This window comes from Klebsiella sp. I138 (assembly GCF_051131765.1).
Taxonomy (GTDB): domain Bacteria; phylum Pseudomonadota; class Gammaproteobacteria; order Enterobacterales; family Enterobacteriaceae; genus Klebsiella.
Genome location: NZ_CP180447.1, coordinates 2,906,575 through 2,921,680 on the forward strand (window position 1 = coordinate 2,906,575; position 15,106 = coordinate 2,921,680).

14 protein-coding genes are annotated in these 15,106 nt (G+C 58.0%); 12 read left to right on the forward strand and 2 right to left on the reverse strand.

Going from position 1 to position 15,106, the window contains the following annotated elements:
• Positions 1 to 9: 9 nt before the first annotated feature.
• Positions 10 to 897 (forward strand): heme o synthase, encoded by an 888-nt coding sequence (gene cyoE / locus ACMYSK_RS13560; protein WP_434636028.1) that lies wholly within the window; start codon positions 10 to 12, stop codon positions 895 to 897.
• A 51-nt stretch (positions 898 to 948) separates the two neighbouring features.
• On the opposite strand, the gene ACMYSK_RS13565 is transcribed toward cyoE, so the two are convergent.
• Positions 949 to 1,707 (reverse strand): IclR family transcriptional regulator domain-containing protein, encoded by a 759-nt coding sequence (locus ACMYSK_RS13565; RefSeq protein ID WP_434636029.1) that lies wholly within the window; start codon positions 1,705 to 1,707, stop codon positions 949 to 951.
• A 152-nt stretch (positions 1,708 to 1,859) separates the two neighbouring features.
• Between ACMYSK_RS13565 and ACMYSK_RS13570 the strand changes: the two genes are divergently transcribed.
• From ACMYSK_RS13570 to ACMYSK_RS13610, 9 genes are all read left to right on the forward strand, one after another.
• The gene (locus ACMYSK_RS13570) at positions 1,860 to 2,681 is read left to right on the forward strand and encodes a shikimate dehydrogenase family protein (protein ID WP_434636030.1); all 822 of its coding nucleotides are present in this window, start codon (positions 1,860 to 1,862) and stop codon (positions 2,679 to 2,681) included.
• Entirely contained in the window at positions 2,678 to 4,378 is a 1,701-nt protein-coding gene (locus tag ACMYSK_RS13575) for an FAD-dependent oxidoreductase (RefSeq protein WP_434636031.1), read from the forward strand. Before ACMYSK_RS13570 ends, ACMYSK_RS13575 begins: the two co-directional genes overlap by 4 nt.
• Positions 4,368 to 4,688: an NIPSNAP family protein gene (locus ACMYSK_RS13580; RefSeq protein WP_434636032.1), complete on the forward strand. Its 321-nt coding sequence runs from the start codon at positions 4,368 to 4,370 to the stop codon at positions 4,686 to 4,688. Before ACMYSK_RS13575 ends, ACMYSK_RS13580 begins: the two co-directional genes overlap by 11 nt.
• Before the next feature lie 10 nt (positions 4,689 to 4,698).
• Positions 4,699 to 6,402, forward strand: coding sequence for an FAD-dependent oxidoreductase (locus tag ACMYSK_RS13585; RefSeq protein ID WP_434636033.1), 1,704 nt, complete (start codon positions 4,699 to 4,701; stop codon positions 6,400 to 6,402).
• Positions 6,403 to 6,468: 66 nt separating this feature from the next.
• Positions 6,469 to 7,287 (forward strand): sugar phosphate isomerase/epimerase family protein, encoded by an 819-nt coding sequence (locus ACMYSK_RS13590; protein ID WP_434636034.1) that lies wholly within the window; start codon positions 6,469 to 6,471, stop codon positions 7,285 to 7,287.
• A 10-nt stretch (positions 7,288 to 7,297) separates the two neighbouring features.
• A complete protein-coding gene (locus ACMYSK_RS13595) occupies positions 7,298 to 8,656 on the forward strand; it encodes an MFS transporter (RefSeq protein WP_434636035.1) in 1,359 nt (452 codons plus the stop codon).
• The gene (locus ACMYSK_RS13600) at positions 8,653 to 9,672 is read left to right on the forward strand and encodes a Gfo/Idh/MocA family protein (protein WP_434636036.1); all 1,020 of its coding nucleotides are present in this window, start codon (positions 8,653 to 8,655) and stop codon (positions 9,670 to 9,672) included. The genes ACMYSK_RS13595 and ACMYSK_RS13600 overlap by 4 nt, the downstream gene beginning before the upstream one ends.
• Positions 9,673 to 10,114: 442 nt before the next feature.
• Entirely contained in the window at positions 10,115 to 11,293 is a 1,179-nt protein-coding gene (locus ACMYSK_RS13605; RefSeq protein ID WP_434636037.1) for a Gfo/Idh/MocA family protein, read from the forward strand.
• A gap of 156 nt (positions 11,294 to 11,449) precedes the next feature.
• Positions 11,450 to 12,814: an MFS transporter gene (locus ACMYSK_RS13610; protein WP_434636038.1), complete on the forward strand. Its 1,365-nt coding sequence runs from the start codon at positions 11,450 to 11,452 to the stop codon at positions 12,812 to 12,814.
• 72 nt (positions 12,815 to 12,886) lie between these two features.
• On the opposite strand, the gene ACMYSK_RS13615 is transcribed toward ACMYSK_RS13610, so the two are convergent.
• Entirely contained in the window at positions 12,887 to 13,378 is a 492-nt protein-coding gene (locus ACMYSK_RS13615) for a YajQ family cyclic di-GMP-binding protein (RefSeq protein ID WP_434636039.1), read from the reverse strand.
• A gap of 198 nt (positions 13,379 to 13,576) precedes the next feature.
• On the opposite strand from ACMYSK_RS13615, the gene panE reads away from it, so the two are divergent.
• Positions 13,577 to 14,488 carry a 2-dehydropantoate 2-reductase gene (gene panE, locus ACMYSK_RS13620; RefSeq protein ID WP_434636040.1) on the forward strand — a complete coding sequence of 304 codons (912 nt, stop codon included), beginning with the start codon at positions 13,577 to 13,579 and terminating at the stop codon, positions 14,486 to 14,488.
• Positions 14,451 to 15,044, forward strand: coding sequence for a protein deglycase YajL (gene yajL, locus ACMYSK_RS13625; protein WP_434636041.1), 594 nt, complete (start codon positions 14,451 to 14,453; stop codon positions 15,042 to 15,044). The genes panE and yajL overlap by 38 nt, the downstream gene beginning before the upstream one ends.
• Positions 15,045 to 15,106: the final 62 nt, after the last annotated feature.

A 15,106-nucleotide genomic window follows, 5' to 3' on the forward strand; every position in this document is an offset into this window, starting at 1 on the left:
GCGGCAAGTATGTTTAAGCAATACCTGCAAGTAACGAAACCTGGCATCATTTTTGGCAACCTGATCTCCGTGATCGGCGGTTTCCTGTTGGCCTCCAAGGGCCACATCGACTATCCGCTGTTTGCATGGACGCTCCTTGGGGTGTCCCTGGTGGTCGCCTCGGGTTGTGTATTCAACAACTACATCGACCGTGACATCGATCGTAAGATGGAACGGACGAAAAACCGGGTGCTGGTCAAAGGGCTGATCTCGCCACAAGTTTCGCTGGTATACGCCACCTTGCTGGGTATTGCTGGCTTCATGCTTCTGTGGTTTGGCGCTAACCCTCTGGCCTGCTGGCTGGGGGTGATGGGGTTCGTGGTTTATGTCGGCGTCTACAGCCTGTACATGAAGCGCCACTCCGTCTACGGCACACTGATTGGTTCTCTCTCTGGCGCTGCGCCGCCGGTGATTGGCTACTGCGCGGTGACCGGTAATTTTGATAGCGGTGCAGCGATTCTGCTGGCTATTTTCAGCCTGTGGCAAATGCCCCACTCTTACGCCATCGCGATTTTCCGCTTCAAGGATTATCAGACGGCGAATATTCCGGTTCTGCCGGTAGTGAAAGGCATTTCCGTGGCGAAAAACCACATTACGCTGTACATCGTGGCCTTTGCTGTCGCCACACTGATGCTCTCGCTGGGCGGCTACGCCGGGTATAAATACCTGGTCGTTGCAGCCGCGGTGAGCGTCTGGTGGTTGGGGATGGCGCTGCGCGGTTACAAAGTGGCGGATGATAAAGTCTGGGCGCGTAAGCTGTTCGTCTTTTCTATCGTCGCGATTACCGCGCTGTCGGTAATGATGTCCGTCGACTTCATGGTGCCAAACTCGCACAATCTGCTGGCCTACGTCGGATAAGATTGTTGCTCTGACAAACCCCGCTCCGGCGGGGTTTTTTATTGCCTGGATTCACCCCACCAGCATCGCCTGCGCACTGTAGAGCAGGTCCAGATGATCGCGACACAGCGCATCAAGCGAGGTCCGTGACTGGTGCGAGGTCAGGCTCAGCGCCCCCCAGTACATCCCTTCCCTGTCGGACAAGGGAACCGCCAGAACCAGCATTCCAATTTCAAACTCCTGCTCGATAGTGGCAAACCCCTGGCGTCGAACCAGTGCAATTCTCTCCATCAGCATGGCCACATCCGTCACCGTATAGGGCGTACGCTGTTCACGCTTGATGCGCCGCAGAATCGCTTCGCACTCGGCCTCCGGCAGCGAGGCCAGCCAGAGCCGCCCGCCAGCGGTACAGAAAATCGGCACTCGCTCCCCTAGCCTCACCGAGGTTGAGTTAAACGGGGTATGTTTACTGCGCGCGATATACACCAGCTCATCTTCATCAATCACTCCCACCGAAGCATGCTCTTCCGTCCGGCTGGCAATGTACTCAACGATGGGCCTGACCATACGCGGAAACTGCGCCGAATCGACATATGCCTGCCCAAGACGCAGCGCTTTTGGCGTCAGCCAGTAATAACGACCGTCGGTCTGCACATAGCGCTCGTGCAGTAGCGTCAGAAGAAAACGCCTGGCGGCGCTCTGCGTCAGACCGCTCATTTTCGCCGCCTGGGGCACGGAGAGCCGGGGGAAATCTTTGGAAAAAAGCTGGATCAGCGCCAGCCCTTTTTGCAGACCGACAATCAAATCGCGCGGATGAATGGTGTTTTGCATATTAGCTCACATTTCTGCAACATTGCCCTCGGTTTACTGCGATTATCGCAGTGGTGGTGCGATTAACAACCAATATGTCCGAATTCTGCGTTGTCGCTCTCAGCTTCCACTGAAATACTTTCACAACATTCATTTAACAAATGAGGTTTGAAATGGTCAGTGGATTCACACAGGTCGTTGCCGTTATCGGCCATCCGATTACCCAGGTTAAATCACCGGAGAACTTCAACCGCTACTTCGCCGACCAGCAAATGGACAGCGTGATGATCCCGGTCGATATCGCCCCGGAGGCCGTTGCTGATTATTTGCAAGCGTTACGTGGGTGGCAGAACATGAGCGGCGTACTGGTCACCGTGCCACACAAACAGCGCGCCGCTGCGCTGGTTGATGAGTTAACGCCGCGCGCCCGCCATCTCAACGCGGTGAATGTCGTTCGCAAGCTGGCAGATGGCCGCCTGCAGGGCGATATGCTGGACGGTGTTGGATTCTCACTCGCCGCCGCGGTCCACGGTTTTCAGGCGCAAGGGAAAACGGCGCTGCTCTCCGGCTGCGGCGGCGTCGGCAGCGCCATCGCGTGGGGGCTGTGCGAAGCCGGTATCCGTCAGCTGGCGTTGCATGACCAGAATCCGACAACGTTACAGCTGCTGCATAACCGCCTCTCAACCCATTTTCCCCAGGTCCATCTCACTCCCCTGCCCGACACCCTGAACGGCCTTGATTTACTGGTAAACGGCTCCCCGGCCGGGATGGCGAACTTCGATCCGCTGCCGCTGCCGCAGGCTTTACTGGAAACACTCGACCCGGCTACTCACGTCGCAGACGTTGTAACGGCTCCGGCAATCACGCCGCTGCTGGCTTTCGCGCAGACGCGCGGCTGCGTGGTACAAACCGGCCCGGAAATGGCGCTGGCGCAGATGAAACTCATGGGGCAGTTCATCGGGGCTATCCCGCAGGAACAAGGGGCTGCGGCATGAAAAGCTGGGATGTGATAGTCATCGGCAGCGGCGCCGGCGGGTTTGCCGCCGCCGTCACGGCCTGCTGCAAAGGACTGTCGGTGCTGATGCTGGAAAAGGCACCGCAGTTTGGCGGTACCTCGGCTATTTCCGGCGGAGCGGTATGGATCAACGATACCGACCAGGCCCGGGCGCAGGGAAAAAGCGGCGATCAGGCGCAGATCAAAACCTATCTGAAAACCATTATCGGTGAACAGAACTATCGTCCGGATATCGTCGATGCATTTGTCACCTCCGGGCGCGAGGCGCTGGCGTTTCTCGAAAAAGAGGGGGCGGTAAAGTACAGTCTGCGCCCGCTCTCACCGGACTACTATCCTGATGAGCCCGGCGCCGTTGACAGCGGACGCGCGCTGGAGGTCGTGGAGTATGACGGGCGCCAGCTCGGCGACCGCTTTCGCGATCTGCGCGCTCCCCCGCCGGGCATGTTGTTATTTGGCGGCATGATGGTCAACCGCGTCGACATCCAGCATTTTTTGGATATGCGTCGTTCGCTGCGATCGTTATCACACTGCGCGAAGCTGCTGCTGCGTTACGGCCGCGACCGCATCAGACACTCCCGCGGCACCCGGCTGGCGATGGGGAACGCCCTGATAGCCCGCATGGCCACCGTCGCGCTGCGCAAAGGTATGACGCTGCGGCTGAACGTCAACGTTCTGTCCCTGGTGGAGCAAGACGGTACCGTCACCGGCGTCACCATTGAGCATAACGGGCAGCAGGAGACGCTACTGGCTCGTCGTGGCGTCGTGCTGGCCGCCGGTGGGTTTGCCGCCGGGCAACTGGCAGCGCAATACCGCCCGCATACCCGCGAGCACTACTCCATGTCGCCCGCCGCCAACGATGGGGCTGCATTCCGCCTCACCGGCGCGCTCGGCGCCTGTGAAGGAGCCGACCTGCCGTCCAACTTTTTCTGGGCGCCGGTCTCGGTGCTGCACCACGCCGACGGGCGCGAAGAGCGTTTCCCGCACCTGGTCACCGACCGGGCCAAGCCGGGCGTCATCGCCGTCAACCAACAGGCGGTACGTTTCGTCAATGAATCTAACTCGTATCACCATTTCGCCAGCGCCATGCAAAACCGGCGTGAAAACGCCCCTTGCTTCCTGATTTGCGATGCCCTGGCGATGAAACGCTACGGCCTGGGTCTTGCGCGCCCCGCTCCGGTCAACAACGATACGTTGATAAAAGCCGGCTACCTGCATCAGGCGGACTCCCTTGCCCAGCTGGCTCAGCAACTGGGACTTGACCCGCAAGCGCTCGCCGGAACGGTTGACCGCTACAACCGCGGCGCCGCGCAGGGAGAAGATCCTGAGTTCGCCAAAGGCGGCAACAGCTACAACCGCGCGATGGGCGATCCGGGCCATCAGCCGAACGCCTGCAATGCCCCGCTGCTGAACGCTCCATTTTATGCCATCACCCTGTACACCGGTGATTTAGGCACATCGCGCGGACTGGTCACCACCGAATATGCCCAGGTCATCAACCAGCAACATCAGCCGATTAAAGGCCTTTATGCCGTGGGTAACGATATGGACTCGATAATGGCGGGCACCTATCCCGGTCCCGGTATTACGCTCGGACCGGCGCTGACCTTCGGCTATCTCTCTGCCAGCCATATGGCACAACAACCTCCCCCCTCAACAGGAGAACACCATGATCTATGAAAAACGCACCTACACCATCAACCCGCTGAAAATGGCCGACTGGCTGGCGCTGTACAAAAGCGATGCTTACGCCGTCCAGACCGAACATCTCGGTAAGCTGATCGGTTTTTTCTTCACCGAAATCGGCGTGGTTAATCAGGTTGTACATATCTGGGCTTATGAAAGTCTCGACGATCGCCTGGTTCGTCGGGCACGCATGGCGCAGGACGAACGCTGGCTGACCTTCTCGCGTAAAAACCGCGAACTGGCGGCCGTTGAACGGCTGGAGTCGGTCCTGCTGCGTCCTGTTGATTTTTCACCACTGCAATAGGGGACCGACGATGAGCGGGCATAAAAAGGTGGATGTGCTGGTCGTCGGTTCCGGCGCGGCGGGGCTTTCTGCCGCGGTGACCGCCGCCCTCAACGGAGCCAGCGTCCTGTTGGCCGAAAAAGAGTCGGTGATCGGCGGCACCAGCGCCTGGTCGGGCGGCTGGCTGTGGATACCGCACAACCCACTGGCCCGCGAAGAGGGCATTCTGGAGGAGGCGGAAGCACCGCTAACCTATCTGCGGCACGAAATGGGTGGTCAGCCGGCTGATGCCCGTCTGCTCACGTTCTTGCAGCAGGGTCCGGAGATGATCGACTTCTTCCGTCGTCATACGGCGGTGCAGTTTCTCTCCGGCAGTAAGATGCCTGATTTTCACATGTCGCCGGGATACACCCAGGGTGGGCGTTCAGTGACGGCGCAGCCGTTTGACGGGCGCTTGCTCGGCGACTGGCTGCACCGCTTGCGCCCCCCCCTGGAAACCATCAGCCTTGCCGGCATGGGCATCGCCGGCGGTAGCGATATGGCACACTTTTTTAACGCCACCCGCTCCCCAGGATCGGCGCTGTACGCCGTCCGGCGCCTTCTGCGTCACGGCTGGCAACGAATGCGCGCCGGCCGCGGCCAGCATCTGGTCAACGGTAACGCGCTGATGGGGCGCCTGCTGCGTTCGGCGCTCGACGCCGGGGTTAATATTCAGCTGAATGCCCCTGTCGACCGTCTGCTGACGTCACCTGATGGTGTTCGCGGCGCAATACTGCGCAGCGATGAAGGCGATATTGAGGTTCACGCCGACGCCGTGATCCTTGCCTGCGGCGGCTTCCCGCACGATCGCCAGCGTCTGGCACAGCAGGTTCCGCATGCCGCAGGCGGTTACGGCCATTTCTCTGCCGCGCCGCCGGGCAATCAGGGAGAAGGTATTCGGCTCGGGGAATCGGTCGGCGGTCAGTTTGATGCCTCGCTCAAGCATGCAATGGCCTGGGCGCCGGTCTCCCGCGTTACCCTCGCCAGCGGCCTGCAACTGGTTTTTCCGCATCTGGTGGAACGCGCGAAGCCGGGGTTTATTGCCGTGCTGCCTAACGGAAAGCGTTTTACCAACGAGGCCGACTCTTATCACGACTTTGTTGCCGCGCTGCTGGCCGCAACGCCGCCGGGAGAGTCGCCGCGAGCATGGCTGCTGGCCGACAGCCAAACGCTGCGCCGCTATGGCCTGGGCCACGCGCGACCGTTTCCGTTTTCACCCGAGGCGTGGCGGCGCACGGGCTATCTCCACTCCGCGCCTACGCTGGCGGAGCTGGCGGAAAAATGCGCCATCGATCCCGAACAGTTAGCAGAGACGGTGGCGCACTTTAATCACTGCGCCGCGCAAGGAGAAGACCCGGAGTTTCAGCGCGGCGCCTCGGCCTACAACCGGGCGCAGGGAGATGCAAGCCATCCGCATCATCCGACGCTGGGCCCGCTGCGCCATGCGCCCTTTTATGCCGTGCGTATTTTACCGGGGTCGCTGGGCTCATTTGGCGGACTGAAAACGGATGAACAGGCACGCGTGCTGGATGCACACCAGCGGCCAATCGCTGGCCTCTACGCCATTGGCAATGATATGTCGAGCGTGATGCAGGGGTACTACCCCAGCGGCGGTATTACGCTCGGTCCGGCCATGACCTTCGGCTATCTGGTGGGGAAAACGCTGGCCGCCAGGATAACAAAAGCAACATCGTAACCGACATCTTCCCAGGGACGGCAGTACACATAACAACAATCACCTGCAACTGTACCGGAGTCTTTTATGAACATGCGAACCCTGTCACTCGCCGCGCTCACCGTGCTCGACGTTCCCCCACCGGAACAGGTGCGGATTGCGGCACAAACCGGCTTTACCCACGTCGGCCTGCGCCTGCTTCCTGCCACACCGACCGATCCTGACTACGATATGCTCGGTGATACCGCCGCCGTTCGCGAAACTCTCGCGGCGCTGAAGGAGACCGGCATTGGCGTATCCGATGTCGAAATCATCCGTTTGACGAGCGACTTTTCGCTCAATGCACGCCTGTATTGTTTTCTTGAAACCGCCGCGCGCCTGGGAGCCCGGCAGGTACTGGTGGCCGGGAACGATGACCAGCCGACCCGCTGTGCGGCAAATCTGGCTGCGCTTGCCGAAGCCGGCCAGGCGTACGGGTTAACCATGAATCTGGAGCCGATGCCCTGGACCCAGATGCGTACTATCGCCGACGCCAGGACGCTGATTTCCGCCAGCGGACGCTCAGACATCGGGATTCTGATTGACGCTATCCACTTCTGGCGCGCGGGGGAATCGCTGGCGAGCCTTGCCGAGCTGCCCGCGGAGTGCCTCAACTATATGCAACTGTGCGACGCTCCGGCGCAAACTCCCGATAACGACCAGGAGCTTATTCGTCAGGCCCGCGCCGCACGGAAGGTTCCGGGTGAAGGTGGCCTGGATCTACACGGTTTGATGTCCGCGCTGCCGGCTACGCTGCCGGTATCGCTGGAAGTCCCGTTAAGCGGCGCCCAGGGCGCTTTGCCAGCGCTCAACCGCGCACGGTTACTGTTTAACGCCGCGCAGTCTTATCTGCGCGCTTGCGCATAAGGAAAACCCGATGGCTCAGACTCAACGCCTGGATGTCAGAGAGTTAATCAACGGCAATCCGCTCAGCCGTTTTCAGAAAATGGTGGTTTTCTTAGGCTTTTGCGTGATTGCGCTCGATGGTTTTGATATTGCAATTATGGGGTTTATCGCGCCGACGTTGAAACACGAATGGGGCGTAACCAACTATGAACTCGGCTTCGTCATTAGTGCCGCGCTGATTGGCCTGGCGCTGGGAGCCATGCTCTCCGGCCCGCTCGCCGACTGGCTGGGACGAAAAAAAATCATCGTGAACAGCGTCTTTTTCTTTGGTTTCTGGACTATCGTCACCGCCTTTTCGCAGAACATCGAACAGATGATTTTCTTCCGTTTTATGACCGGACTAGGGCTCGGCGCGGCGATGCCCAATATCGGCACGCTGGTATCGGAATATGCCCCCGAGCGTCAGCGCTCATTTCTGATTACGGTGATTTTTTGCGGATTTACCTTTGGTGCGGCGGCCGGGGGATTTTCCGCCTCGTGGCTAATCCCGCAATTTGGCTGGCATTCGCTGATGGCGCTTGGCGGTATTCTTCCGCTGCTCTTCGCTCCGCTGCTGATCTGGCTGCTGCCGGAATCGGTACGCTTTTTAGTGGTCAAACGCGCACCGGCGGCACGAATCAGGGCGATCCTGCAACGGCTCTACCCGGGGCAAATTGCTGATAATGCCGAATTCACGCTTCCGGCGCAGCCCATCAGCACCAACGCCATGCGTCTTGTACTCTCCCGCCAGTACCGTCTCGGTTCACTGATGTTATGGCTGGTCTATTTTATGGGGCTGTTTCTGGTATACATCCTCGGCAGCTGGCTCCCGACGCTGGTGAAAGAGGTCGGGCTGACCGTCAGCCAGGCGGCGGTGATGACGGCAATTTATCAGGCCGGCGGCACCGTGGGCTCGCTGTTTGCCGGCTGGCTAATGGACCGCATTAATCCCCACCGGGCGCTGGGGCTGATTTATGCCATCGGCGGACTGTTTACCATGGCCATGGGCTATGCCGCCGCCAGTTTTGCCCTGCTGTGCCTGCTGGCCTTCGTCAGCGGCGCCTGCCTGAACGGCGCGAATACCGGCATGAACGCGCTCTCTGCCCGCTATTATCCGACCCAGGCGCGCGCCACTGGCTCCAGTTGGATGCACGGCGTGGGCAGGATGGGCGCCATCCTCAGCGCCTTTGCCGGGGCGGAAATGATGGCGCTGAATCTCAGCTTCGAAAGCGTCTTTTTAATCCTCGGGATCCCGGCGGCGTTGACCGTAGTAGGACTAATGGTAAAAGGGCTGTTTGCTGCCGATGCCGAAGCCGTATCCCCCTCCCCCTCACTGAGGAGCCTGTCGTGAGTAAAATTCGTCTTGCCGTCATTGGCGCCGGCGCCATCGGGCGCAAACATATTGCGGTCATTCGTGCGAACCCCCAGGCGGAGCTGGTGGCCCTGGCCGATCCTTCACCGCAGGCGCAGTCGCTCGCGCAATCGCTGGGTGCCGCCTGGTATGGCAGCGTTGAATCCCTGCTCGATACGGAACGGCCACAGGGCGTGATTAACGCCACGCCTAATATTCTGCACGTGCCCTGTGCTCTGGCCTGCATTGAACGAGGGATCCCGGTGCTGGTCGAGAAACCCGTAGCCGACTCACCGGAGCGCGCCCGGGAGCTGGTCGATGCCGCGGCCCGCCATCGGGTTCCGGTGCTGGTGGGCCACCACCGACGGCATAACGCGCTGATCGCCGCAGCGAAGGCGCTGATCGACAGTGGCGAGCTCGGTCAAATCGTCACCGTCTCCGCGCACTGGATACTGCAAAAGCCGGATGATTATTTTGATATCGCCTGGCGACGCGAGCCCGGCGCCGGGCCGCTGCTGGTCAACCTGGTCCATGACATAGACCTGATGCGCTATCTGTTTGGCGAAATTGAACAGGTGCAGGCCTTGACTGCTCATGCCGTACGCCGGTTCAGCAATGAAGACAGCGCGGTGGTTAATCTTCGCTTTACCAGCGGCGCGTTAGGCAGCGCCGTGCTGACCGACTGCGGCGTTGGCCCCTGGAGCTGGGAGATGAACTCAGGGGAAAATGCGCTCTATGCCCACACGCCGGAAAACTGTTATTTAATCTCTGGCACCCGCGGCGCGCTGGCGATCCCGCAAATGCAATGGTGGCGCTATGGCGAGGCGCGCGGCTGGCTTCATCCCCTGCTGAGCGACAGGCTTAGCGTCGAGGCCGTCGATCCGTTCACCCTGCAGCTTGACCACTTCTTACAGGTTATCGCAGGCGAGGTACAACCGCTGATCGATGCCGCCGATGCGCTGCGCTCGCTGGAGATCATCGCAGCCATTCAGCGAGAGGCTGGCCGCGCGGCATAAATACGCCCCGGCGCAACACCGCGTTGCGCCGGCTCGGGTGTTTTACTTTATCGATAAAAAAGAAAACAAATTTCATTTAAACTAAAATGAAATATATAATCCAATAACTTTACCTCTCCACTTCGAGTCCTCGCTTTCCCCAGGCCTGAATCACTCATAAGAATACGGTTAATCATCTAATTTAATACGCTTTTAGGCAAATCATCGTTCATCAGGCAAATATTGCCCGATAAGGAAAATCTTGATGATTTTTCGATCTTTCTCGCATAAATAAAAATTTAATTTCATATAATGAACAAAATGAAATAAAACTTTTAAACATGCTTAACCACGCTTCAGGCAGCCATTTTGTCGGCAGGACTGACGCCATAGTCCAGGTTCGCTTCCTGACGCAGGCAGCGTATCCCATCAGACATCCGTAGTTTCTATCAAGGAGAACACCATGTTAAACGGCATGAAACCCCTGTCCCGCTCCCTGCGCTGGGGAATGGTCGGTGGCGGAGCAACCAGCCAGATCGGCTACAGCCACCGCTCTGCCGCGCTGCGCGACAATGTCTTTAGCTTGCTGGCAGGCGCTTTTGATATTGATGCCGAACGCGGACGCCAGTTTGGTGAGCAGCTCGGGATTGCCCCGGAGCGCTGCTATGCCGATTATCAAACGCTGTTTCGCGAAGAGGCGCAGCGTCCCGATGGTATTGAAGTTGTCTCGGTCACCACGCCGAATAATACCCACTTCGCCATTACCAAAGCAGCGCTGGAAGCCGGATTACACGTCATCTGTGAAAAACCGCTCTGTTTTACCGCCGCCGAGGCTCAGGAGCTGCTGGAGCTGAGCAGAAAGCAGAACAAAATTGTCGGCGTCACCTACGGCTATGCCGGGTATCAGATGATTCAGCAGGCACGGCAGATGATTGCTGACGGGCTGCTCGGGCAGATTCGCATTATCAATATGCAGTTTGCTCACGGTTTTCATAATGAAGCCGTCGAACTGCAAGCTGAGTCGACCCGCTGGCGCGTCACGCCGAAGTATGCCGGGCCAAGCTATGTGCTGGGCGATCTGGCTACGCATCCGCTCTTTGTCGCTGAAACGATGGTGCCCCACCTCAACATTCGCCGCCTGATGTGCTCCCGACAGAGTTTTGTTCAATCACGCGCCCCGCTGGAAGATAACGCCTTTGTACTGATGGAATACGACAACGGCGCCGTCGGCTCGATGTGGACCAGCGCGGTAAACAGTGGCGCAATGCACTCCCAGAAGGTGCGGGTTGTCGGAGAGAAAGCCAGTATCGAGTGGTGGGACGAGCGTCCAAACCAGCTCAGCTACGAGATACAAGGTGAGCCGGCGCGGGTGCTTGAGCGCGGCATGCCGTATCTCAGCGCCGCAGCCCTGGCCGACGATCGTATCGGAGGCGGACACCCGGAGGGGCTGTTTGAGGCATGGGCGAACCTGTACCGCCGCTATGCCATTGCCATCGACGCAATGGACAGAGACGATCGCGCGTTTCTGGATAACTTCTGGTATCCGGACGTTGAGGCGGGGCTGCACGGAGTGTACTGGGTAGAACAGTGCGTGAAATCCGCCGACTCTGGCAGCCAATGGGTCGACTTTAATTTACAATAAATGCGACAGGCCAGTGGAGCCTTCTCCACTGGTTTCTTTATTTTCCCCGCGCCGACCTCATCATGCAACAGAGTCGTAATATCTGTTAAACAAACATTTATTTACGCTTCTCGCTGCCACCACTACACTAGTCGCAGTTTTTAGATTGAGGTGGTAATGAACGATAATAAAATGACGCCAGGTGAACTGCGCGCAACCTGGGGTCTGGGGACCGTATTCTCGCTGCGTATGCTCGGCATGTTTATGGTTCTGCCGGTTCTGACCACCTATGGTATGGCGTTACAGGGCGCCAGCGAGGCGCTCATTGGCCTGGCCATTGGTATCTATGGCCTTGCTCAGGCCGTATTTCAAATCCCGTTTGGCCTGCTTTCCGACCGTATTGGCCGTAAACCTCTGATTGTCGGTGGTCTGTTAATCTTCGTTATCGGCAGCGTCATCGCCGCCTTGAGCGATTCCATCTGGGGTATTATTCTCGGCCGCGCCCTGCAGGGTTCCGGCGCCATTGCCGCAGCGGTTATGGCACTACTCTCTGATTTAACTCGTGAACAGAACCGCACCAAAGCGATGGCCTTTATCGGCGTCAGCTTCGGCGTCACCTTCGCGATCGCCATGGTGCTGGGGCCGATTATCACCCACCAGTTGGGCCTGCATGCGCTGTTCTGGATGATATCCATCCTGGCAACAATCGGCATCCTGCTGACGCTGTGGGTGGTACCAAATAGCCACAATCACGTGCTGAACCGTGAGTCCGGCATGGTGAAAGGCTGTTTCAGCAAAGTGCTGGCCGAGCCAAAGCTTCTTAAGCTCAACTTCGGCATTATGTGCCTGCATATCATGCTGATGTCCACCTTTGTTGCCCTGCCGGGCCAGCTGGAGGCCGCCGGTTTCCCCGCCGCCGAACACTGGAAAATTTACCTGGTCACCATGCTGATTTCGTTTGTCTCGGTGGTACCTTTTATCATCTACGCTGAAGTAAAGCGTAAGATGAAACATGTCTTTTTGTTCTGCGTCGCCCTCCTGCTGGTTGCCGAAATCGTGCTGTGGGGCGCGGGCGGTTATTTCTGGGAGCTGGTCGCGGGCGTTCAGCTGTTCTTCCTTGCCTTTAACCTGCTGGAAGCTCTGCTTCCCTCTTTAATCAGTAAAGAGTCGCCGGCGGGCTATAAAGGTACCGCCATGGGCATCTATTCGACCAGCCAGTTCCTTGGCGTGGCGATTGGCGGCGCGCTCGGCGGCTGGGTGGATGGTTTCTTTGATTCACAGACCGTGTTCCTGCTCGGTGCACTGCTGGCGATGCTGTGGCTGCTGGTCGCCGGGACGATGAGCGAACCACCGTACGTCAGCAGCCTGCGGGTCGAAATTCCTGATGATGTGGTTGCCGATAGCGCGCTGCAAGAGCGATTGCAGGCGAAGGATGGGGTAAAACAGGTACTGGTGGTGGCCGACGAGCGTTCGGTGTATATCAAAATCGACAGCAAGGTGACCAACCGCTTCGAAATTGAGCAGGCCATCAAAGGGGTATAAAAAAAGCGGGGAAATCCCCGCTTTTTTATTGGCTGACGTTTACAGATGATACGCCAGCGCTGACTCTTCGGCTTAGTCGCGGAAGTTTTTGAACTGGAACGGCTGACCCAGGTCGCCGCCGCGCACCAGTGCCATAACCGCCTGCAGATCGTCACGCGCCTTACCCGTAACGCGAATTTCTTCACCCTGGATTTGCGCCTGCACCTTCAGCTTGCTGTCTTTGATGAGCTTGACGATTTTTTTCTGCATCGCACTCTCAATCCCCTGCTTCAGCTTCGCATCGACAAACCAGGTTTTACCGCTGTGCACGAACTCTTCCGGCACTTCGATAGAACTGCCTTCAATGCCGCGTTTTAACAGCTTCGCCCGCAGAATATCCAGCAGCTGGTTAATCTGGAAATCAGATTCGCTGAGGACCTTGATGGTCTCGTTTTTTTCGTTCAGCTCAAAGCTCGCTTCAACGTTACGAAAATCAAAACGCGACTCCACTTCACGGGTCGCATTCTCTACGGCGTTTCGAACTTCCTGAAGATCGACTTCAGAGACAATATCGAAAGATGGCATCTTTTCCTCTCCTTCTGTTTCTTTTGCGTTGCATAATACCCGCAACGCGACATAACTCAACTGGTTATCCCGCAGGCATGGCCGATGTTCTGATACTCAATGGAGGCAAAACCGCAGACGTGTGGGCTGCGGCCGGAAGCACAACGAGTATATACTTTAGCTATAAATGCCTGGGGGTGTCGCAGGTGAGGAGGAAGAATGAAAGTAACCGTACTTGGATGCGGTGCGCTTGGGCAGCTGTGGCTAACCGCGTTATGCAAACACGGACATGACGTTCAGGGCTGGTTACGCGTCCCGCAGCCCTTTTGTAGCGTCAATCTGATTGAGACGGACGGAACGATTTTTAATGAGTCATTAACCGCCAACGATCCTGATTTTCTTGCCAGTAGCGACCTGCTGCTGGTGACGTTAAAAGCCTGGCAGGTCTCCACTGCGGTAAAAAACCTGGCGCCAACCCTTCCCGCTTCGTCGCCCATCCTGCTTATCCATAACGGGATGGGGACCGTCGATGAGCTCAAAGGCGTGCAGCAGCCGCTGCTGCTGGCCTCCACCACTCAGGCCGCGCGCCGCGACGGCAACGTGATTGTTCACGTCGCCAACGGCACCACCCATATTGGCCCGGCGAAGAGCTATCCGCAGGATTACAGCTATCTTGCCGATATTCTGCAAAGCGTCCTGCCGGACGTCGCCTGGCACAATAATATCTACCCGGCAACCTGGAGCAAGCTGGCGGTCAACTGCGTGATTAACCCGCTGACGGCGCTGAAAGATTGCCGCAATGGCGATTTACGCGCCTGTCCGCAGGAAGTTGATGCCATTTGCCGTGAGGTTGCCTCGGTCATGGAGCGCGAAGGTATTCATACTTCGCCGGAAAACCTGTTATTTTATGTTCATCAGGTAATTGAAAGTACGGCAGAAAATATCTCCTCGATGTTGCAGGATATCCGCGCACAACGGCATACGGAAATCGACTACATCACCGGTTTTCTGCTCAAGCGCGCCCGCACTCATGGCCTTGCCGTACCGGAAAACGCCCGTCTGTTTGAACTGGTAAAGCGTAAGGAGAATGAATATGAGCGCGTCGGCACTGATTTGCCTCGCCCCTGGTAGCGAAGAGACCGAAGCGGTCACCACAATGGATTTACTGGTTCGCGGCGGCGTGCAGGTCACCGCCGCCAGCGTGGCCAGCGACGGCAGTCTGACCATCGTCTGCTCGCGCGGCGTCAAGCTGCTGGCGGATGCTCCGCTGGTAGAGGTCGCCGACGGCGATTATGACATTATCGTTCTTCCGGGCGGGATAAAAGGCGCTGAGTACTTCCGCGACAGCCCGCTTCTGGTGGAAACGGTCCGCCAGTTTCATCTTTCCGGGCGTATTGTGGCCGCTATCTGCGCAGCCGCCGCGACCGTGCTGGTCCCGCATAACCTTTTCCCCATTGGCAATATGACCGGTTTTCCGGCTCTTAAGGATCGCATTCCTGAAGAACAGTGGCAGGATAAACGCGTCGTGTGGGACCCACGGGTCAACTTGCTCACCAGCCAGGGGCCGGGAACGTCGATTGATTTTGCGCTCAAAATGATCGATTTACTGGTCGGGCGTGAAAAAGCCCATGAGGTCGCGTCACAGTTGGTGATGGCGGCGGGGATTTATAACTACTACGAAGCCTGATTTGCCGATAAAGTCGCCCGGATAAGGCCAGATTGCCGCTATCCGGGTTACTTTTATCTTCG

Coding starts and splice junctions, on each gene's coding strand:
- cyoE (WP_434636028.1), top strand. CDS start 10: ATGTTTAAGCAATACCTGCAAGTAACGAAACCTGGCATCATTTTTGGC.
- ACMYSK_RS13565 (WP_434636029.1), bottom strand. CDS start 1,707: ATGCAAAACACCATTCATCCGCGCGATTTGATTGTCGGTCTGCAAAAA.
- ACMYSK_RS13570 (WP_434636030.1), top strand. CDS start 1,860: ATGGTCAGTGGATTCACACAGGTCGTTGCCGTTATCGGCCATCCGATT.
- ACMYSK_RS13575 (WP_434636031.1), top strand. CDS start 2,678: ATGAAAAGCTGGGATGTGATAGTCATCGGCAGCGGCGCCGGCGGGTTT.
- ACMYSK_RS13580 (WP_434636032.1), top strand. CDS start 4,368: ATGATCTATGAAAAACGCACCTACACCATCAACCCGCTGAAAATGGCC.
- ACMYSK_RS13585 (WP_434636033.1), top strand. CDS start 4,699: ATGAGCGGGCATAAAAAGGTGGATGTGCTGGTCGTCGGTTCCGGCGCG.
- ACMYSK_RS13590 (WP_434636034.1), top strand. CDS start 6,469: ATGAACATGCGAACCCTGTCACTCGCCGCGCTCACCGTGCTCGACGTT.
- ACMYSK_RS13595 (WP_434636035.1), top strand. CDS start 7,298: ATGGCTCAGACTCAACGCCTGGATGTCAGAGAGTTAATCAACGGCAAT.
- ACMYSK_RS13605 (WP_434636037.1), top strand. CDS start 10,115: ATGTTAAACGGCATGAAACCCCTGTCCCGCTCCCTGCGCTGGGGAATG.
- ACMYSK_RS13610 (WP_434636038.1), top strand. CDS start 11,450: ATGAACGATAATAAAATGACGCCAGGTGAACTGCGCGCAACCTGGGGT.
- ACMYSK_RS13615 (WP_434636039.1), bottom strand. CDS start 13,378: ATGCCATCTTTCGATATTGTCTCTGAAGTCGATCTTCAGGAAGTTCGA.
- panE (WP_434636040.1), top strand. CDS start 13,577: ATGAAAGTAACCGTACTTGGATGCGGTGCGCTTGGGCAGCTGTGGCTA.
- yajL (WP_434636041.1), top strand. CDS start 14,451: ATGAGCGCGTCGGCACTGATTTGCCTCGCCCCTGGTAGCGAAGAGACC.